Origin of the sequence: Streptomyces viridochromogenes DSM 40736 (assembly GCF_000158955.1) — a bacterium.
GTDB lineage: Bacteria > Actinomycetota > Actinomycetes > Streptomycetales > Streptomycetaceae > Streptomyces > Streptomyces venetus.
The window spans coordinates 6,022,420-6,041,382 of the sequence record NZ_GG657757.1 but is presented as its reverse complement, the minus strand read 5'-3'; the positions used below and the strand labels follow the sequence as shown (position 1 = coordinate 6,041,382).

General features: G+C 68.9%; 21 protein-coding genes and 1 pseudogene. 6 read left to right on the top strand and 16 right to left on the bottom strand.

Going from position 1 to position 18,963, the window contains the following annotated elements; genetic code table 11:
* From SSQG_RS26770 to SSQG_RS26755, 4 genes and pseudogenes are all read right to left on the bottom strand, one after another.
* A pseudogene (locus SSQG_RS26770) lies at positions 1-962 on the bottom strand (ATP-binding protein); the annotation flags it as partial.
* Positions 963-1,228: 266 nt separating this feature from the next.
* Positions 1,229-1,552, bottom strand: a complete 324-nt coding sequence (locus SSQG_RS26765) for an STAS domain-containing protein (RefSeq protein ID WP_003993003.1) — start codon at positions 1,550-1,552, stop codon at positions 1,229-1,231.
* Positions 1,553-1,701: 149 nt separating this feature from the next.
* A complete protein-coding gene (locus SSQG_RS26760; RefSeq protein WP_003993002.1) occupies positions 1,702-2,550 on the bottom strand; it encodes a 3-hydroxyacyl-CoA dehydrogenase family protein in 849 nt (282 codons plus the stop codon).
* A 126-nt stretch (positions 2,551-2,676) separates the two neighbouring features.
* Entirely contained in the window at positions 2,677-3,318 is a 642-nt protein-coding gene (locus SSQG_RS26755; protein ID WP_003993001.1) for a TetR/AcrR family transcriptional regulator, read from the bottom strand.
* Between the two features lie 114 nt (positions 3,319-3,432).
* On the opposite strand from SSQG_RS26755, the gene SSQG_RS26750 reads away from it, so the two are divergent.
* From SSQG_RS26750 to SSQG_RS26740, 3 genes are read left to right on the top strand one after another with little or no spacing between them, the layout of a single operon-like run.
* Entirely contained in the window at positions 3,433-4,215 is a 783-nt protein-coding gene (locus tag SSQG_RS26750) for an ABC transporter ATP-binding protein (protein WP_003993000.1), read from the top strand.
* 16 nt (positions 4,216-4,231) lie between these two features.
* Complete coding sequence (locus tag SSQG_RS26745) at positions 4,232-4,981, top strand: ABC transporter permease (protein ID WP_003992999.1); 750 nt, start codon at positions 4,232-4,234, stop codon at positions 4,979-4,981.
* A gap of 13 nt (positions 4,982-4,994) precedes the next feature.
* Positions 4,995-5,567, top strand: a complete 573-nt coding sequence (locus SSQG_RS26740; protein WP_003992998.1) for a cob(I)yrinic acid a,c-diamide adenosyltransferase — start codon at positions 4,995-4,997, stop codon at positions 5,565-5,567.
* Here SSQG_RS26740 and SSQG_RS26735 read toward each other — a convergent pair.
* Complete coding sequence (locus SSQG_RS26735; protein WP_003992997.1) at positions 5,564-5,752, bottom strand: DUF5708 family protein; 189 nt, start codon at positions 5,750-5,752, stop codon at positions 5,564-5,566. The genes SSQG_RS26740 and SSQG_RS26735 overlap by 4 nt on opposite strands.
* On the bottom strand, positions 5,749-6,330 hold the full coding sequence (locus SSQG_RS26730) for a hypothetical protein (RefSeq protein ID WP_003992996.1): 582 nt from the start codon (positions 6,328-6,330) through the stop codon (positions 5,749-5,751). Before SSQG_RS26730 ends, SSQG_RS26735 begins: the two co-directional genes overlap by 4 nt.
* Positions 6,331-6,483: 153 nt before the next feature.
* Here SSQG_RS26730 and SSQG_RS26725 point away from each other — a divergent pair, with 153 nt between their 5' ends.
* From SSQG_RS26725 to SSQG_RS26715, 3 genes are all read left to right on the top strand, one after another.
* Positions 6,484-7,677 (top strand): sensor histidine kinase, encoded by a 1,194-nt coding sequence (locus SSQG_RS26725; protein WP_039933672.1) that lies wholly within the window; start codon positions 6,484-6,486, stop codon positions 7,675-7,677.
* On the top strand, positions 7,674-8,324 hold the full coding sequence (locus SSQG_RS26720; RefSeq protein ID WP_003992994.1) for a response regulator: 651 nt from the start codon (positions 7,674-7,676) through the stop codon (positions 8,322-8,324). Before SSQG_RS26725 ends, SSQG_RS26720 begins: the two co-directional genes overlap by 4 nt.
* 119 nt (positions 8,325-8,443) lie before the next feature.
* Positions 8,444-10,270: a glycoside hydrolase family 18 chitinase gene (locus tag SSQG_RS26715; RefSeq protein ID WP_003992992.1), complete on the top strand. Its 1,827-nt coding sequence runs from the start codon at positions 8,444-8,446 to the stop codon at positions 10,268-10,270.
* A gap of 71 nt (positions 10,271-10,341) precedes the next feature.
* Here the strand turns inward: SSQG_RS26715 and SSQG_RS26710 are convergent, their stop codons facing one another.
* From SSQG_RS26710 to SSQG_RS26665, 10 genes are all read right to left on the bottom strand, one after another.
* Positions 10,342-10,788: a DUF2550 domain-containing protein gene (locus tag SSQG_RS26710; protein WP_039933671.1), complete on the bottom strand. Its 447-nt coding sequence runs from the start codon at positions 10,786-10,788 to the stop codon at positions 10,342-10,344.
* Positions 10,789-10,918: 130 nt separating this feature from the next.
* The gene (locus SSQG_RS26705) at positions 10,919-11,296 is read right to left on the bottom strand and encodes a F0F1 ATP synthase subunit epsilon (protein WP_003992990.1); all 378 of its coding nucleotides are present in this window, start codon (positions 11,294-11,296) and stop codon (positions 10,919-10,921) included.
* Positions 11,297-11,427: 131 nt separating this feature from the next.
* On the bottom strand, positions 11,428-12,864 hold the full coding sequence (gene atpD, locus SSQG_RS26700) for a F0F1 ATP synthase subunit beta (protein WP_003992989.1): 1,437 nt from the start codon (positions 12,862-12,864) through the stop codon (positions 11,428-11,430).
* Entirely contained in the window at positions 12,865-13,785 is a 921-nt protein-coding gene (locus SSQG_RS26695; protein ID WP_003992988.1) for a F0F1 ATP synthase subunit gamma, read from the bottom strand. It abuts the gene before it with no gap.
* 20 nt (positions 13,786-13,805) lie between these two features.
* Complete coding sequence (atpA, locus tag SSQG_RS26690) at positions 13,806-15,395, bottom strand: F0F1 ATP synthase subunit alpha (RefSeq protein WP_003992987.1); 1,590 nt, start codon at positions 15,393-15,395, stop codon at positions 13,806-13,808.
* A 124-nt stretch (positions 15,396-15,519) separates the two neighbouring features.
* On the bottom strand, positions 15,520-16,335 hold the full coding sequence (locus SSQG_RS26685; protein WP_003992986.1) for a F0F1 ATP synthase subunit delta: 816 nt from the start codon (positions 16,333-16,335) through the stop codon (positions 15,520-15,522).
* Positions 16,332-16,880: a F0F1 ATP synthase subunit B gene (locus tag SSQG_RS26680; RefSeq protein ID WP_003992985.1), complete on the bottom strand. Its 549-nt coding sequence runs from the start codon at positions 16,878-16,880 to the stop codon at positions 16,332-16,334. Before SSQG_RS26680 ends, SSQG_RS26685 begins: the two co-directional genes overlap by 4 nt.
* Before the next feature lie 38 nt (positions 16,881-16,918).
* The gene (locus SSQG_RS26675; RefSeq protein ID WP_003992984.1) at positions 16,919-17,158 is read right to left on the bottom strand and encodes an ATP synthase subunit C; all 240 of its coding nucleotides are present in this window, start codon (positions 17,156-17,158) and stop codon (positions 16,919-16,921) included.
* 72 nt (positions 17,159-17,230) lie between these two features.
* On the bottom strand, positions 17,231-17,998 hold the full coding sequence (gene atpB / locus SSQG_RS26670; protein WP_039933668.1) for a F0F1 ATP synthase subunit A: 768 nt from the start codon (positions 17,996-17,998) through the stop codon (positions 17,231-17,233).
* A gap of 273 nt (positions 17,999-18,271) precedes the next feature.
* The gene (locus SSQG_RS26665; protein WP_003992982.1) at positions 18,272-18,709 is read right to left on the bottom strand and encodes a hypothetical protein; all 438 of its coding nucleotides are present in this window, start codon (positions 18,707-18,709) and stop codon (positions 18,272-18,274) included.
* Positions 18,710-18,963 lie beyond the last annotated feature (254 nt).

The window sequence follows — 18,963 nt, the reverse complement described above, 5'->3', positions numbered from 1 at the left end:
GTCTCGGCCGGGGACGTGTCCTCGAAGGGGCCGAACTCGTCGGCGGCACCCGAACCGGTGCGCAGCCGGTCCCGCTGCCGCAGCAGGGCGCCGGCCTGCACGAAGCGCAGGGGCAGTCCCTCGGACTCGAACCAGAGGTCACCCGCCCAGTTGGACTCCTCCTCGGTGAGGGACCGGCCGACGGCGTACTCCAGCAGTTCGCGTCCGGCCGCGCGGTCGAGGCCGCCGAGGGGGACGTCCTCGACGGCGGCGTCGGCCGAGGGCGCCGGCACGTCCGGGGTGGCGCCGAGCAGGAAGGCGCACTCGGGGGTGGCCTCCAGCAGCTCGTCGAGCGCGGCCCCGCCGAACTCGAGGTCGTCGAGGACGACGACCGCGCCGATCTCACGGACGTGGGTCAGCAGTTCGTCCCGTTCCGGGCGGTGCAGGGGAGCTTTGTACACCGCGTAGAAGAGGTCGTACAGCAGTTCGCCGGAGGTGCTGCCGAAGCCGTTGAGGCGGACGACACCGTCGGGGGCGAGGTCCGAGCAGTCCTCGGCGACGAGGTCGAGGAGGCGGGTGCGGCCGGAGCCGGCGGGGCCGACGAGGCGGACGGTACGGCCGCGGGCGAGCAGCCGCACGAGCTGTTCGCGCTCGTCCTGGCGGGCCAGCAGCGGCAGGGCGGGCTGCGCGGGGCCGGGCGGGACGGGCGGCAGGGCCGCGCGTTCGGCCTCGGCCCGCTCGGCCGTGCCGAGCTTGGTGGGACGGGCGGGCCGTTCCGCGGGCGGGCAGACCTCTATCTCACTGCCGTCGACGGGGTTGACGGTCAGCAGGAAGTCGCCGGAGACGAGCTGCACCGTGCGGGCGAGCGCGGGCGCGTGCTGGCCGAAGTCGGGCGTGAGGGATTCCCGGGGCGGACGCTGGCGCGGCCCCTGGCCGTCGCCCTCGTGGCCGTACTCCTCGGGTCCCCGGGTGTTCGGGTCCATAGGTCAAGCCCCCCAAAAGCGAGTGTGTGCTCTGAAAGCCCCTCCCGGCCTTGCTGCACACCGCGCTGTCGCTTCTGGTCCGGGCCCGCTAGAAGGGTGTCAAGGCAGCGGGCAGCCGAACCCTAAACCTTCGCACAGTATCTACGACAGTCCGGGGTGCCGTGTCGTGCGAGACGTCACGTTCTCGTGAGGATTGTGCGTGTCACACGACCGGACGGTGTTCGTCCGGGTCTCCCCGGTCGCCCGGTTCACACCCGCACGCGTCGTCACACGCGGGGCAGTGTCTCCACCCCGATGCCCCCCTCGATCGCCAGGATCCGGTGCAGGCGGGTGGCGACCAGCAGGCGCTGCATCTGCGGCGGCACGCCGCGCAGGACCAGGCGCCGGCCGCAGCGGCCGGCCCGCCGGTGTGCCCCCATGATCACGCCCAGTCCGGTGGCGTCCCAGGAGTCCAGTTCGGACAGGTCCAGTACCAGGTCGCCGACTCCGTCGTCGACGGCCGAGTGCAGGACCGTACGGGCGTCCGCCGCGCTCCGGACGTCGAGGCGGCCCCCGACGACCAGCTCGGCGTGGTCGCCCCTGATGTGCATATGCGCTCCCCGTGCGTGCGTCTCGTGCTCCGCGTTCTGATATGGGTGATGCAACCTCTGACTGCGTGGAGGACACAGAGGTTGCTTCTTGTAAGCGAACCGATACCGAATTCACCCCGGGGTGTGATGACCCCGGGGCGTGTGCGGTTTCAGTGCTTGTAGAAGCCCTGCCCGCTCTTGCGGCCGATGTCACCGGCGTCAACCATCCGGCGCATCGACTCCGGAGGCGCGAACTTCTCGTCCTGGGACTCGGTGTAGATGTTGTTCGTGGCGTGCAGCAGGATGTCGACGCCCGTCAGGTCCGCCGTCGCCAGCGGGCCCATGGCGTGGCCGAAGCCCAGCTTGCAGGCCAGGTCGATGTCCTCGGCGCTCGCCACGCCCGACTCCTGGAGCTTCGCGGCCTCGACGACCAGGGCGCAGATGAGACGGGTCGTCACGAAGCCGGCGACGTCACGGTTGACGACGATGCAGGTCTTGCCGACCGACTCGGCGAACGCCCGGGCCGTGGCCAGGGTTTCGTCACTGGTCTTGTAGCCGCGCACGAGTTCGCACAGTTGCATCATTGGCACCGGCGAGAAGAAGTGCGTGCCGACGACCCGCTCCGGGCGCTCGGTGGCGGCGGCGATCTTGGTGATCGGGATCGCGGAGGTGTTGGAGGCGAGGATCGCCTCGTCCTTCACGATCTTGTCGAGGGCGCCGAAGATCTCGTGCTTGACTTCGAGCTTCTCGAAGACGGCCTCGACGACGACGTCCGCGTCGGCCGCGGCGTCCAGGTCGGTGGTCGCTGTGATGCGGGCGAGGGCGGCGTCGGCGTCGTGCGCCTCCAGCTTGCCCTTGGCGACGAACTTGTCGTACGACGCCTTGATGCCGTCGGTGCCCCGCTTGAGCGCCTCGTCGGTGACGTCGCGCAGGACGACCTCCCAGCCCGCCTGTGCGGAGACCTGGGCGATGCCGGATCCCATGAGGCCGGCTCCGATGACGGCGAGCTTCCCTGCCACTGTGCGACTCCCCTGACGCGCTGTTTATGTCTGCCTCTCCGGCGGACACTAGCGCTCGTGAGGGCCCGTGTGACCAGTAAGTAATGCGCGTCACGTCTCACATGACGGACATCACACCAGCAGGGGTCACGGGGCGCCTCGGACGGCGTAGTTGAGCACCTTCTCGCTCAACAGCCCCTCCATCTCGTCCAGCAGCACCAGCGTCTCGCGGGACACCTCGTCGCGGTCGCGCCCGGCGACCATCGCCCGGGCGATGGTGCCCATCACCGTCTGGTGGAGCCAGTTGAGCTGCCCGGCGATCAGGGTGGGCATCGGGTCGTCGTCCGCGGCGCCGGTCTCCTCGCGCAGGGTCGCCTTCAGCTTGTCCTGGACCTCCTGCTGGATGGCCCACAGCCGGGAGCGCAGGGGCGGCGCCTCGTGAATGACCTTCATGAACCGGTCATAACCCTCGATGAGGCCCACCCGGGGCGACACCGCCTCGACCTCGTCGCGCAGTTCGCGCAGTACGGCGGCGGCCGCGGACTCCCCCACGTCCCGCGCGCGCACCCAGCGCGAGAGCCGGTCGACGACGCCCTCGCTGCGGTCGAAAAAGAGGTCCTCCTTGGCCGGGAAGTAGTTGTAGACGGTGTTCACGGAGACGTCGGCCGCCTCCGCGACGTCCGCGATCGTCACCGTCACGAACCCGCGCTCCAGGAACAGTCCGGTGGCGATGTCCGAGATGCGCTGTCTGGTCTCGCGCTTCTTCCGCTCCCTGAGCCCCTCTGCCATGCCCCGATCCTAGCTTCCTTGGGCCCGATGAACCTTTGGAGCTCACACATATTTAGGGGCAATGAAAACTTGGGGCCGTTGCAAAATTTCAGGGACTCTGTTTTTCTGGACGGCATGACCATCATCAGTACGGCCGGTCTGGCCCGTACCTTCCAGACGAAACGCGGCCCCGTGGAAGCCGTGCGCGGTATCGACCTGACGGTCCGCGAGGGCGAGATCCTCGGCTTCCTCGGCCCGAACGGGGCCGGCAAGACCACGACCCTGCGGATGCTGACCACCCTGCTGGCCCCGACCGGCGGCGCGGCCACCGTCGCGGGGTGCGACCTGGCCACCGACCCGGCCGGGGTGCGGCGGGCCATCGGTTACGTGGCGCAGTCCGGCGGGGTGGACCCGCAGATCACCGTGCGGGAGGAGCTGGTGACGCAGGGGCGCCTGTACCGGCTGACGAAGAGGCAGGCCGCCGAGCGCGCCGGGGAGCTGGCCCGCGACCTGGGCCTCACCGAGCTGTTCGACCGCAAGTGCGCCGCGCTCTCCGGTGGGCAACGGCGCCGCCTGGACATCGCGATGGCGCTCACCCACCGCCCGAAGGTGCTGTTCCTCGACGAGCCGACGACCGGCCTCGACCCGGGCAGCCGCGCCGACCTGTGGGACCTGGTGCGCCGGCTGCGCGACGAGCACGGCACGACCGTCTTCCTCACCACGCACTACCTCGACGAGGCCGACGCCCTCTCCGACCGGCTGGTGATCGTCGACCAGGGCGTGGTGGTCGCCGAGGGCACCCCGGGCGTGCTGAAGCTCGAGTACGGCGGCTCGCTCGACGCCTCGCTCCAGGACACCTTCCTCGCCATCACCGGCCGCAGCGCCGCACCGGCCGACCAGACCCCCCTCGCCGTATAGGAGCAGAGGACTCACGATGCTGTTGCACGACACCGCGCTCGTCTACGGGCGCTATCTCCGCCAGTCCCTGCGTTCCCGCTTCGCACTGCTCTTCGGCGTGCTGATGCCGCTGCTGTACCTGCTGTTCTTCGGCCCCCTGCTGACGGATCTGCCGCTGGGCGGGCAGGGCAGCTCGTGGCAGGTGCTGGTGCCCGGGCTGCTGCTCCAACTCGGACTGTTCGGGGCGTCCTTCGCGGGCTTCACGATCATCATCGAGAACGGCCAGGGAGTGGTGGAGCGGATGCGGGTGACGCCGGTCAGCCGCCTCGCCCTGCTGCTGGGGCGGGTGCTGCGGGAGGCCACCGTGTTCGTCTTCCAGGCGGTGCTGCTGGTGCTGGCAGCAGTGGCGATGGGCCTGCGGGCCCCGCTCGCGGGCGTCCTGATCGGCTTCGCGTTCGTCGCGCTGCTGACGGTGTCGCTGGCCGCGCTGTCGTACGCGCTGGCGATGAAGGTCCGCACCCCGCAGGAGTTCGGCCCGGCGATCAACGCTATGACGATGCCGATGATGCTCCTGTCCGGCCTGATGCTCCCGATGACGCTGGGGCCGAGGTGGCTGGACGTGCTGTCCCACTTCGTTCCGTTCCGCTATCTGGTGGACGCGGTCCGGGACGCCTACGTCGGCTCGTACGCCACGGAGCACATGCTGTACGGCGTTCTGGTGGCCGTCGGCTTCACCGCGCTGGCCGTGACAGTGGGCACACGCGTGTTCCGAACCGCCGGGGCGTAACTACGCTGGCCACATGGTCAATCTGACGCGCATCTACACCAGGACCGGCGACCAGGGCACCACCGCCCTCGGCGACATGAGCCGGGTCGCCAAGACCGACCTGCGGATCTCCGCGTACGCCGACGCCAACGAGGCGAACGCGGCGATCGGCACGGCGATCGCGCTGGGCGGCCTGGACGAGGAGATCGTCAAGGTCCTCACCCGTGTCCAGAACGACCTGTTCGACGTGGGCGCGGACCTGTCGACGCCGGTGGTGGAGAACCCGGAGTTCCCGCCGCTCAGGGTCGAGCAGTTCTACGTCGACAAGCTGGAGGCGGACTGCGACCGCTTCAACGAGCAGCTGGAGAAGCTCCGCTCCTTCATCCTGCCCGGAGGCACCCCCGGCGCGGCCCTGCTCCACCAGGCCTGCACGGTCGTCCGACGGGCGGAACGCTCGACCTGGTCGGCCCTCGAAGTCCACGCCGAGACGATGAACCCCCTGACGGCCACGTACCTCAACCGCCTCTCCGACCTCCTGTTCATCCTCGCGAGGACGGCGAACAGGGAGGTCGGAGACGTGCTGTGGGTGCCGGGCGGCGAACGCTAGGTTCTGCCTCGCGCGGCGTGCCAGAGGCCGTTGGCGGAGAGGACCCCGCCGACGATCATCATCACCATGCCGACCTTGGTGAGGGTCACGACGGGGACGTCCACGTCTGCGGTGAACCGCCACAGCAGCAGGCCGATCAGGAACGTGACGACACCTTCGGACAGATACTGCTTCGCCTTGCTCATGAGTGGGTCCTCTCCTTCGATGTCGTGACCGCCTCCGGCTCACCCGCAGGGGCCTTCCGCGGCCAGATCAGATAACTCAGCGCGATCAGTCCGTGGATCCCGGCCGCGCGCCAGGCCGTGTAGCGCCAGCTCTCCAGGGAGGTCACACGGCTCGGGTCGTCCACGTACCAGATCGCGAGCTGAAGGAGCACGGTCGCGACGACCGCGCCCGTCAGCGTGCCCAGCCAGACCTTGCACTCGTGGCGCGCCCGGGCCATCCCGTAGCGCGGGGGCCCCAGCGGGGGCGGGGCACCGCCCAGCCGATGGGCGGCGTGGCCGTCGAGCCATTTCACGGTGCGGTGGCCGTGGCCGACGGTGTAGCCGATGTACAGCGCGGCCAGCCCGTGCGACCAGTTCGGCTCGGCACCGCTCCTCAGGTCCAGCACGGTGGCGACCAGCAGGACGACCTCCAGCAATGGCTCGCACAGCAGCAGGCCGAGTCCCAGCCGTGGCATGCGCAGCAGGTAGCGGGCGCCCAGGCCGGCCGCCAGCAGTACCCAGAAGCCGATCTCGCAGGCGGCGATCAATGCGACGATCACGGTTCGCTCCTCTCGGTCACCTTTTCAGGCTCCCGTGCGGTGCGTGCGGAATCGTCGTCGCGACTGACGAACCCCGGGTACATCGAAAGATGCAGCCAGAGCCCCTACGCGGGGATCATGCGCGAGGCGCGAGTGGCCGTGTTGGATGGTGCCATGGCCGCACGACTCCCCCGACCACGCCGTTTCGACGCCTACGTCGCCCTGGGCAGCCTGCTCGGCGGGCTGCTGCTGTGGGGTGTCGGCCTGGCCACCAGGCCACGCACCGAGGTGTATGTGCTCCTGCCGGGGCGGTGGCCGGTCCTGCTGCCGCTGTTCGTCCTCGCCGGCTGCGAGCTGCTGCGCCGGACCGCCCCACGCATCGGGCTGCTGATCGGCACGGCCGCGATCGTCCTGGACGTCGTCACCCAGGGCAACCTGGTCTCGATCCTCATCTACACCGACCTCATGTACGCGGCCGTCCTGTACGGCCCGCCCGCCTCGGCCCACCGCATCCCGCGTATCACCGGGCTGCTCTCGGTGGCCGGGGCCGTGGTGCCGTTCGCCGTGTGGCGTGAGCCCGAGGCGTTGCTGATCGGGGTGGTCACGGGCATCGTGGCCTTCGGCCCGGCCGCCACCGGTCTGATCGTCCGCAACCACCGCGAGGCCGCCGAGGCGGCCCGGCTGCGTGCCGAACAGACCGCGCTGCTCGCCGAGATGGACCGCACCCAGGCCGTCACCGCCGAACGCGCCCGGATGGCCCGGGAACTGCACGACATGGTCGCCAACCATCTGTCCGCGATCGCCATCCACTCCACCGCCGCCCTCTCCCTCGACGACCCGAAGACCTCCCAGGAGGCCCTGGTCGTCATCCGCGAGAACAGCGTGGAGGGGCTCGCCGAGATGCGGCGGCTGATCGGCATCCTGCGCGACAGCAGCGGCGACGTGGAGCCGGCCGCGGCCCCGACGCTCGACGGCCTCGGCTCGCTGGTGGAGAACGCCCGGACCAACGGCCTCGACGTCACCCTGGACGCCGAACGGGCCGAGGTGCCCGCGCCCGTGGAACTCGCCGCCTACCGCATCGTGCAGGAGTCGCTGACCAACGCGCTCAAGCACGCCGCCCCCGGCCGGGTCACCGTGTCCCTCGCCCGGCGCAACGGCTCGCTCGCCGTCGACGTGACCAGTCCCTACGGCGACCGGGACGGCCCGCGCGCCCCCGGCTCCGGCGCCGGTCTGGTCGGCATGGAAGAACGCGCGGCCCTGCTGGACGGCACCTTCGAGGCCGGCCCCGAGGACTCGCCCGAGGGCAAGGTCTGGGTCGTACGCGCCGCCCTCCCCGTCAACGACACCGCCGAAGGAGACACCACATGAGCCGGACCGTCCGGGTCCTCGTCGCCGAGGACCAGTCCGCCGTCCGCGCGGGGCTGGTCCTGATCCTGCGCAGCGCGCCCGACATCGAGGTGGTCGGCGAGGCGGCGGACGGCGAGCAGGCGGTGGCGCTGGCCCGTGAGCTGCGGCCGGACCTGGTGCTGATGGACGTCCAGATGCCGCGGCTTGACGGGGTGTCGGCCACCCGGCAGGTGGTCGCGGAGGGGCTCGCCGACGTGCTGGTGCTGACCACCTTCGATCTCGACGAGTACGTCTTCGGGGCGCTGCGGGCGGGCGCGTCCGGCTTCCTGCTGAAGAACACCGAGGCCAGGCAGCTGCTGGAGGCCGTACGGACGGTGGCACGCGGGGAGGGCCTCATCTCCCCGGCCGTCACCCGGCGGCTCATCGCCGAGTTCGCCGCGAAGCCCGCCCGGGAGCCCACCGCCGACCTGTCCGTCCTGGACCGGCTGACCCGGCGCGAGCGCGAGGTGCTGTCCTGCCTGGGCGAAGGCCTGTCCAACGCGGGCATCGCCGAGCGGCTCGACATGGCCGAGGCGACCGTGAAGACCCATGTCAGCCGGCTGCTGGGGAAGCTGGAGCTGCGCAGTCGGGTGCAAGCGGCGGTGCTGGCACAGGAGTTGGGAATCTGACGGGGACGAGTGCGGTGGTCCAGACCTATTGACCGGTGGTCCAGACCTTTCTATTCTCACCGCACCATGAGGGGCGTGAGGCTCAGTCACGCCCCGACAACCCCACGAGGAGGCGCAGCATGCGCTTCAGACACAGAGCCGCGGCAGGCTTCGCCACCCTGTTGCTCCCGCTGGCCACGATGGTCGGCCTCGCCACGCCCGCCCAGGCGGCCACGTCCGCCACCGCGACCTACGCCAAGACGCAGGACTGGGGCTCCGGCTTCGAGGGCAAGTGGACGGTGAAGAACACCGGCACGACCGCCCTCAGCTCCTGGACCGTCGAGTGGGACTTCCCCTCCGGCACGTCCGTCACCTCCGCCTGGGACGCCGACGTCACCTCCTCCGGCACCCACTGGACCGCGAAGAACAAGTCCTGGAACGGCGCCCTCGCCCCCGGCGCCTCCGTCTCCTTCGGCTTTAACGGCAGCGGCTCCGGCTCCCCCGCCAACTGCAAGCTGAACGGCGGCAGCTGTGACGGCGGCAGCACGGAACCCGGCGACAGCGCACCCAGTGCTCCCGGCACCCCCAGCGCCTCGGACATCACCAACACCTCGGTGAAGCTGTCCTGGTCCGCCGCCACGGACGACAAGGGCGTCAAGAACTACGACGTCCTGCGCGACGGCAGCAAGGTCGCGACCGTGACGGCAACCTCGTACACCGACACGGGCCTGACCGCCGGCACCGACTACTCGTACACCGTGCGGGCCCGTGACACCGCCGACCAGACCGGCCCGGTCAGCGGCGCCCGCGCGGTGCGCACCACCGGCGGCACCACCGAGCCGCCGCCCACCGGCGACAAGGTCAAGCTCGGCTACTTCACCGAGTGGGGCGTCTACGGCCGCAACTACCACGTGAAGAACCTGGTGACCTCGGGCTCGGCGTCGAAGATCACGCACATCAACTACGCCTTCGGCAACGTCAAGAACGGCCAGTGCACCGTCGACGACACCTACGCCGCCTACGACAAGGCGTACACCGCCGACCAGTCCGTCAGCGGCACCGCCGACACCTGGGACCAGCCGCTGCGCGGCAACTTCAACCAGCTCCGCCAGCTCAAGGCCAAGTACCCGCACATCAAGGTGCTGTACTCCTTCGGCGGCTGGACCTACTCCGGCGGCTTCGGCCAGGCCGCCGCCAACGCCGCCGCGTTCGCCAAGTCCTGCAAGGCCGTCGTGGAGGACCCGCGCTGGGCCGACGTCTTCGACGGCATCGACATCGACTGGGAGTACCCGAACGCCTGCGGCCTGACCTGCGACACCTCCGGCCCCGCCGCCTTCAAGAACCTGATGTCGGCGCTCCGTACGGAGTTCGGCCCGAACTACCTGGTCACCGCTGCCATCACCGCCGACGGCTCCTCCGGCGGCAAGATCGACGCGGCCGACTACGGCGGTGCCGCACAGTACCTCGACTGGTACAACGTGATGACGTACGACTACTTCGGCGCCTTCGACAAGGACGGCCCGACGGCCCCGCACTCGCCGCTCACCTCGTACCCCGGCATCCCGCAGGCCGGCTTCAACTCGGCCGACGCGATCGCCAAGCTGAAGGCGAAGGGTGTGCCGTCCAAGAAGCTCCTGCTCGGCATCGGCTTCTACGGCCGCGGCTGGACCGGCGTCACCCAGTCCGCCCCGGGCGGCTCGGCGACCGGCGCGGCTCCGGGCACGTACGAGGCGGGCATCGAGGACTACAAGGTCCTGAAGAACTCCTGCCCGGTCACCGGCACCATCGCCGGGACGGCGTACGCGTACTGCGGCAGCAACTGGTGGTCGTACGACACCCCGTCGACCATCGCCGGGAAGATGAGCTGGGCCAAGAACCAGGGCCTGGGCGGCGCGTTCTTCTGGGAGTTCAGCGGCGACACCGGCAACGGTGAGCTGGTGACCGCCATCGACAAGGGCCTCACGTAGCAGACGTACCAGGCGACATTGACGCTCCCCCAGACTTCGTCCGGGGGGACCCACCCAGCGGGTGAACGTGGCTACGCCACGTTCACCCGCTGTCCGGGCGGGGCCGCCTCAAGCCACGCGAGGAAACCGGTCAGCGCGTCCTCGCTCATGGCCAGCTCCAGACGCGTGCCCCGGTGCAGACAGGCGAGGATCACATGGTCGGAGAGGAGCGCCAGCTCCTCCTCGCCCGCCGGGACCCGGCGGCCGGCCACCTCGATCGCGGAACGCTCGAGGATGCGGCGCGGGCGTGGCGAGTACGAGAAGACACGGAACCACTCGACCCGGTCGCCGTTGTACCGGGCCACCCCGTACGCCCAGCCCTTGCCGTTGGTGTCGCCCTTCTCCGGGGCGTCCCAGCGCAGACTGGCGTCGAAGGTGCCGCCCGAACGCTGGATGAGCCTGCGGCGCAGACCGAAGACGAAGAGGCCCACCACCACGAGGGCCACGAAGATTCCGCACACAGTCAGAGCGAGGACCATCGGCACCGACCTCCTCGTCTCCTAGGTAACGGAACGTAAAAAACACCCACATCCACCTCAGCCGCGGCTGGGTCCGGATCACTCCGGTACCCAGCCGCGGCTGAGTGACGTCATCACACGGCGGGCGGGGTCAGCGCGCCGCCGTGGCCGCCCGCAGACGGACGTCCGCGCGGCGCTCGGCCTCCGCGTCATCCTCCGCCTTCGCACGCTCCAGCTCCCGCTCCACGCGCTGGACATCGATCTCGTCCGACAGCTCGGCGACTTCGGCCAGCAGCGAGAGCTTGTCGTCCGCGAACGAGATGAAACCGCCGTGGACCGCGGCGACGACCGTCCCGCCATCGCTCGTACGGATGGTCACCGGGCCCGACTCCAGCACACCGAGCAGCGGCTGGTGACCGGGCATGACGCCGATGTCGCCGGACGTGGTGCGCGCGACGACCAGGGTGGCCTGGCCTGACCAGACCTCACGGTCGGCCGCGACCAGCGCGACGTGCAGCTCAGCAGCCAAGGGTGGCTCCTCGGGTCACCACCCGGCGGGAGTGCCGGGTGTTGGTTACAAGTCTAGTGGGCGTGACGGAGGGGGCGGGACGAACCCCGCCCCCTCCGGTGTGAGCACGAGGCTCACGTCGAGCGCGAGGCTCAGGAGACGCCCAGCTCCTTCGCGTTGTTCTTCAGGTCCTCGAGACCACCGCACATGAAGAACGCCTGCTCCGGGAAGTGGTCGTACTCGCCGTCGCAGATCGCGTTGAACGCCGCGATCGACTCGTCCAGCGGCACGTCCGAACCGTCCACACCGGTGAACTGCTTGGCGGCGTGGGTGTTCTGGGACAGGAAGCGCTCCACGCGACGGGCACGGTGGACGACGAGCTTGTCCTCCTCGCCGAGCTCGTCGATACCGAGGATCGCGATGATGTCCTGCAGGTCCTTGTACTTCTGCAGGATGTTCTTCACGCGCATCGCGGCGTTGTAGTGGTCCGCCGAGATGTACCGCGGGTCGAGGATCCGGGACGTCGAGTCCAGCGGGTCCACGGCCGGGTAGATGCCCTTCTCGGAGATCGGACGGGAGAGCACCGTCGTCGCGTCGAGGTGGGCGAAGGTGGTGGCCGGGGCCGGGTCGGTCAGGTCGTCCGCGGGGACGTAGATCGCCTGCATCGAGGTGATCGAGTGACCACGGGTCGAGGTGATGCGCTCCTGGAGGGTGCCCATCTCGTCGGCCAGGTTCGGCTGGTAGCCCACCGCGGAGGGCATACGGCCGAGCAGGGTCGACACCTCGGAACCGGCCTGGGTGAAGCGGAAGATGTTGTCGATGAAGAACAGCACGTCCTGCTTCTGGACGTCACGGAAGTACTCCGCCATCGTCAGGCCAGCCAGGGCCACGCGCAGACGGGTGCCCGGGGGCTCGTCCATCTGACCGAAGACCAGGGCGGTCTTGTCCAGAACGCCGGACTCTTCCATCTCCGCGATGAGGTCGTTGCCCTCACGGGTGCGCTCACCGACGCCCGCGAAGACGGAGACGCCCTCGTGGAGGTTGGCGACACGCATGATCATTTCCTGGATCAGCACGGTCTTGCCGACACCGGCACCACCGAACAGACCGATCTTGCCGCCCTTGACGTACGGGGTGAGCAGGTCGACGACCTTCAGGCCCGTCTCGAACATCTCGGTCTTCGACTCGAGCTGGTCGAACGCGGGGGCCTTGCGGTGGATGGACCAGCGCTCACCGTCGTAGGACTCGTCGCTGTTCAGCACCTCACCGAGGGTGTTGAACACCTTGCCCTTGGTGAAGTCGCCGACCGGGACGGTGATGCCCGCGCCGGTGTCGGTCACGGCGGCCTGGCGGACCAGGCCGTCGGTGGGCTGCATGGAGATGGCACGGACCAGGCCGTCACCCAGGTGCTGGGCGACCTCCAGGGTCAGCGTCTTCTTCTCGCCGGCCAGCGCCGGGTCTGCGACCTCGACGTGAAGGGCGTTGTAGATCTCCGGCATCGCGTCGACGGGGAACTCCACGTCGACGACCGGGCCGATGACCCGCGCGACGCGGCCCGTCGCCGTGGCCGTCTCAACAGTGGTGGTCATTTATCGGTCACTCCCCGCGGTCGCGTCGGCCAGGGCACTGGCACCACCGACGATCTCGCTGATTTCCTGGGTGATTTCGGCCTGGCGGGCCTGGTTGGCAAGCCGGGTGAGCGTCTCGATGAGCTCACCGGCGTTGTCGGTGGCCGACTTCATCGCGCGCCGCGTGGCGGCGTGCTTGGAGGCGGCCGACTGGAGCAGCGCGTTGTAGATCCGGCTCTCCACGTAGCGCGGCAGCAGGGCGTCCAGGACGTCCTCCGCCGAGGGCTCGAAGTCGAACAGCGGGAGGATCTCGCCCTTCTCGGGCTTCGCCTCCTCAGCGACCTCGTCGAGGCTGAGCGGCAGCAGCCGCGCCTCGATCGCCGTCTGCGTCATCATCGACACGAACTCGGTGTAGACGATGTGGAGCTCGTCCACGCCACCCTCGGCCGTCTCCGTCTCGATCGCCTCGATCAGCGGAGCCGCGACCTTCTTGGCGTCCGCGTACGACGGGTCGTCGGTGAAGCCCGTGAACGACTCCGCGATCTTGCGCTCGCGGAAGTTGTAGTGGGCGACACCACGGCGGCCGACGATGTAGCTGTCGACCTCCTTGCCCTCAGCCTCGAGTCGCTCGGTGAGCCTCTCGGCGGCCTTGATGGCGTTGGAGTTGAAGGCGCCGGCCAGACCGCGGTCGCTCGTGAGGAGCAGGACCGCGGCGCGGGTCGGGTTCTCCGCTTCCGTCGTCAGCGGGTGCTTGGTGTTCGAGCCGGTCGCGACCGCCGTGACCGCGCGGGTGAGCTCGGTCGCGTACGGCGTGGAGGCCGCCACCTTGCGCTGCGCCTTGACGACGCGCGAGGCGGCGATCATCTCCATCGCCTTCGTGATCTTCTTGGTCGCGGAGACGGATCGGATGCGACGCTTGTAGACCCGGAGCTGGGCTCCCATGAGTCAGGTCCCTTCCGTCGTCACTTGCTCGCAGCCGGAGCGTCCTCGCCGAGCAGCTTGCCGTCGGAGGTCTCGAACTGCTTCTTGAACTCGGCGATGGCGTCGGCCATGGCCTGAAGGGTGTCGTCCGACATCTTGCCGCCCTCGCGGATGGAGGTCAGCAGGCCCTGCTCCTTGCGGTGCAGGTACTCCAGCAGCTCCTTCTCGAAGCGGCGGATGTCGGCGACCGGGACCTCGTCCATCTTGCCGGTGGTGCCGGCCCAGATGGAGACGACCTGGTCCTCGGTGGCCATCGGCTGGTACTGCGGCTGCTTCAGCAGCTCGACCATGCGCTGACCACGCTCCAGCTGCGCCTTGGACGCGGCGTCCAGGTCGGAACCGAAGGCGGCGAACGCCTCCAGCTCACGGAACTGGGCGAGGTCCACACGCAGACGGCCGGACACCTGGCGGATCGCCTTGTGCTGCGCGGAACCACCGACTCGGGAGACGGAGATACCGACGTTCAGCGCGGGGCGCTGACCGGCGTTGAACAGGTCCGACTCCAGGAAGCACTGGCCGTCGGTGATGGAGATGACGTTGGTCGGGATGAACGCCGAGACGTCGTTGGCCTTGGTCTCGACGATCGGCAGACCGGTCATCGAGCCGGCGCCCATCTCGTCGGAGAGCTTGGCGCAGCGCTCCAGCAGCCGGGAGTGCAGGTAGAAGACGTCACCCGGGTAGGCCTCACGGCCCGGCGGGCGGCGCAGCAGCAGCGACACGGCGCGGTAGGCGTCGGCCTGCTTCGACAGGTCGTCGAAGATGATCAGGACGTGCTTGCCCTCGTACATCCACTGCTGACCGATGGCCGAACCGGTGTACGGCGCCAGGTACTTGAAGCCGGCCGGGTCGGACGCCGGGGCGGCGACGATGGTCGTGTACTCCAGCGCGCCGGCCTCCTCCAGAGCGCCGCGCACGCCGGCGATGGTGGAGCCCTTCTGGCCGATGGCGACGTAGATGCAGCGGACCTGCTTCTCCGGGTCGCCCGAGCGCCAGTTGTCGCGCTGGTTGATGATCGTGTCGACGGCCAGGGCGGTCTTGCCGGTCTGGCGGTCACCGATGATCAGCTGACGCTGGCCACGGCCGATCGGGGTCATGGTGTCGACGGCCTTGTAGCCGGTCTCCATCGGCTGGTGGACCGACTTGCGCTCCATGACCGTGGGGGCCTGCAGCTCCAGGGCACGGCGGCCCTGGGTCTCGATCTCGCCGAGGCCGTCGATCGGGTTGCCGAGGGGGTCGACCACGCGGCCGAGGTAACCCTCGCCGACCGCGACGGAGAGAACCTCACCGGTACGCGAGACCGGCTGCCCCTCCTCGATGCCGCTGAACTCACCGAGGACGATGGCACCGATCTCGCGCTCCTCGAGGTTGAGGGCGAGGCCGAGGGTGCCGTCCTCGAACTTCAGCAGCTCGTTGGCCATGGCCGAGGGCAGACCCTCGACCTTCGCGATGCCGTCGCCGGCAAAGGTGACCGTACCGACCTCCTCGCGCGAGGCCGCGTCCGGCTTGTACGCCTGGACGAAGTTCTCCAGCGCGTCCCGGATCTCCTCCGGCCGGATCGTGAGCTCCGCCATCTGGGTTCCCTGCTCTCCTTGTTGGGCCCGAAGTTTCTTAGGGGGTCTGGGGGCGACCCCCAGGATTCTTCTGCACGGCCCAACCAGGGCCGTCGTAAGTACGTGTTGCCTATTGAGTTGCTGCTCAGCTCGCCAGGCGGCGGCTCGCGTCCTCCAGCCGGTCCGCGAGGGAGCCGTTGATGACCTCGTCGCCGACCTGCACCCGGACTCCGCCGAGGACCTCGGCGTCCACGTCCAGGTTGAGGTGCATCTGGCGGCCGTAGAGCTTCGCGAGGGCGGCGCCCAGGCGCTGCTTCTGCGGGTCGCTCAGCGGAACCGCCGAGGTGACGATGGCCACCATGCGGTCCCGGCGCTCGGCGGCGAGCTTGGACAGGGACTCCAGTCCCGCCTCCAGGCTACGTCCCCGCGGCGCGGTCACAAGGCGCGTCACCAGACGCTCGGTGGCCGGCTGTGCCCGGCCGCCGAGCAGGCTGCGCAGCAGCTCGCTCTTGGCCGTGGGGGTGGCCTTGCGGTCGGTCAGCGCGGCGCGCAGCTCGGTGCTGCCGGAGACGATCCGGCCGAACCGGAACAGCTCGTCCTCGACGTCGTCGAGCTTGCCCGCCTGCTGGGCGGCGGTGAGGTCGGCGATGTTCGCCAGCTCCTCCAGCGCGTCCACCAGGTCGCGCGACTGCGACCAGCGGGAGCGCACCATACCGGCCACCAGGTCGACGGCCGGGCCGCTGACCTTGGTACCGAGCAGGCGCTGGGCCAGTTCGGCCTTCGCCTCGCCGGGCTGCGCCGGGTCGGTCAGAACCCGACGCAGCGAAACCTCGCGGTGGAGCAGCGCCGTGACGGCGGCCAGCTCGTCAGCGAGCCGCGCCGCGTCCACGGACGTGGAGTCCGTCAGCGCGTCGAGACGCTCTCGTGCAGCTGCCAGGGCCTCGCGGCTCGCTCCGTTCATCGGCCTGCCTCGGCCTTCTCCTCGAGGTCGTCGAGGAACCGGTCGATCACGCGGCTCTGGCGGGCGTGGTCCTCGAGGGACTCGCCGACGAGCTTGCCGGCCAGGTCGGTGGCGAGCTTGCCCACGTCCTGGCGCAGCGCGGAAGCGGCGGCCTTGCGGTCGGCCTCGAGCTGGGCGTGACCGGCGGCGACGATCTCCTCGCGCTGCCGCTGGCCCTCGGCCCGCATCTCGGCGATGAGCGCGGCACCCTGCTCCTGCGCCTCCTGGCGCAGACGCGCGGCCTCGTGCCGGGCCTCGGCGAGCTGTGCCTTGTACTGCTCAAGGACGCTCTGGGCTTCGACCTTCATGGTCTCGGCCTCTTCGATACCGCCTTCGATCGCCGCGCGGCGCTCCTCCAGAACCTTGTTGATGTTCGGAAGCAGCTTCTTCCAGAAGAAGAAGAACACGATGGCGAAGGCGATGGTGCCGACGAGCAGCTCGGGGCCCGGAGGAACGAGCGGGTTCTGCTCTTCCTCGGCCGCCAGCTGTACCAGGTTGGCGATCACATCAGTGCCTTTCGTCGATACGTGTCGGTGGGGAAGTCTTACTTCACACCGAACACGAACGGCATGACGATGCCGATGAGGGCGAGCGCCTCACAGAAGGCGAAGCCCAGGATCTGGTTGGCACGGATCAGGCCGGCGGCCTCGGGCTGACGGGCGAGGGCCTGGGTGCCGTTACCGAAGATGATGCCGACGCCGATGCCGGGGCCGATAGCCGAGAGGCCGTAACCGACGGAACCGATGGAACCGGAGACAGCGGCGAGGGTCTCAGTGGCAGCCATGCTGAATCTTCCTTCTCTTAACGGACCGGTGGGGGTTGGCCACCGGACGACATGGGGGTGGAGTGGGGCGGCTCAGTGGTGCTCAGCGAGAGCGCCCTGGATGTACGTGCTGGCGAGGAGTACGAAGACGTACGCCTGGACGGCCTGCACGAAAAGCTCGAAGCCGATCATGGCGATGGTCATCACGAAGGAGACACCGGCCGCCGGGATCATCCAGCTGTTCAGCAGGTACCAGGAGGCGACGGTGAACATCACCAGCATCAGGTGGCCGGCGAACATGTTGGCGAAGAGTCGCACGGCGTGCGTGAACGGACGGACGAGCAGGTTCGAGAAGAACTCGATGACCATCACGAGCGGCAGCACCGGACCGAGCGACTTGTCGTAGCCGGTGACGTTCTTGAAGAACCCGACGAAGCCGTGCCGCTTGAAGGTCAGCGAGACCCACGTCACGTAGACGATCGCGGCCAGGACCGCCGGGAACGCGATGATCGACGAGACCGGGAACTGTGCGAGCGGGATCACGGACCAGATGTTCATGATCCAGATGAAGAAGAACAGCGAGACCATCAGGGGGACGTACTTCTCGCCCTCCTTCTTTCCGAGGGTCTCGTAGACGATGCCGCGGCGGACGAAGTCGTAGCCCGCCTCACCGACCATCTGCAGCTTGCCCGGCACGACCTTTGCCTTGCCGAAGGCCGCGTAGAAGAAGCCGATGACGAGGATCGAGGTGATGATGGCGAGCAGCATCACCTTGTTGAACTCGAATCCTCCAACCGTGGCGATCGGCTTGAAGAGGAACGAGTGCAGGCCCGGTGCCGGAAAACCACACCCGTCGGACATGATCCGACAGCTCCAGTCAAAGGCGAGCTGGGTCTGGTCAGCACTCACCGCGGGCTCCTTCGGTGTGACGCATGGGTACGGCAACCTCGTTGTGTCGGCGCGGCGCGCAGCCGCGGATCGGCACCGGACTGGTGTTACGGATGTGAGGGCGGCTGGGGGGCATCGAGCCTCGCGTTCGTGCAGGCGTCAGCTCAGATGCCCGCGCCCGCGATGCCGCAGTTGGCACCGGACGATAGCAGGAGTTCCCCGTGCTCTTTATCGCGCCCCTACTCGTCACGACGGCGGCCCGGTCTTCTCGGGCTTCTCACTCTTCGCGGAGTCCGGGTCGATGTAGAAGAGCTTGGCCTTCATGTGCGCACGAGCCTGCGCAGCCATCCACACGACGGTCGCGACGACGATCCCGGCGGCGAACGCCTTCGGGTTGAAGAGAGAGGTGCCCTTGAAGAGGGCGACGAAAAGAAGAAGCAGCAGGAGCTGAGCCATGTAGAGCATCAGCCCCATGGCCTGGAACAACTGCGGGAGCGTTTTTGCCGTCCACTGGAGAACGAAAAGGCCGATTCCCATGAAGAGGATGGCCAGCACAGCGCCGACGGCGGCTCCGACAGCTCCCTTGCCTCCGGCCACCACGCCGCTGACGGCGACCGCGACCGCACCGGCAGCGGCTGTGGGAACAGCGCACTGCAAGAGGTTCCGGGCGTCATTGGACGGCATGGCGGCAACTCCGCTTTCGCAGGGGGCAGGGGTGTCGTCATGGACGAGCGTAGTCCCGGGCTGAGTGGAGACCTCACACCAATGGACCGTCGCACTGCGGTCCTTCGGCTTCTATCCGGGGGGTTCTCGTGAACCGTATCACAAACTATTTGATGCAGTCTTTACCTGGCACTGTGCGGGCTGTCACACATGAGAGCGAAGCTGCGCGTCTGTGCATGAACGACGCCGACTTGTCTGGTATTGGGGTACTTCGC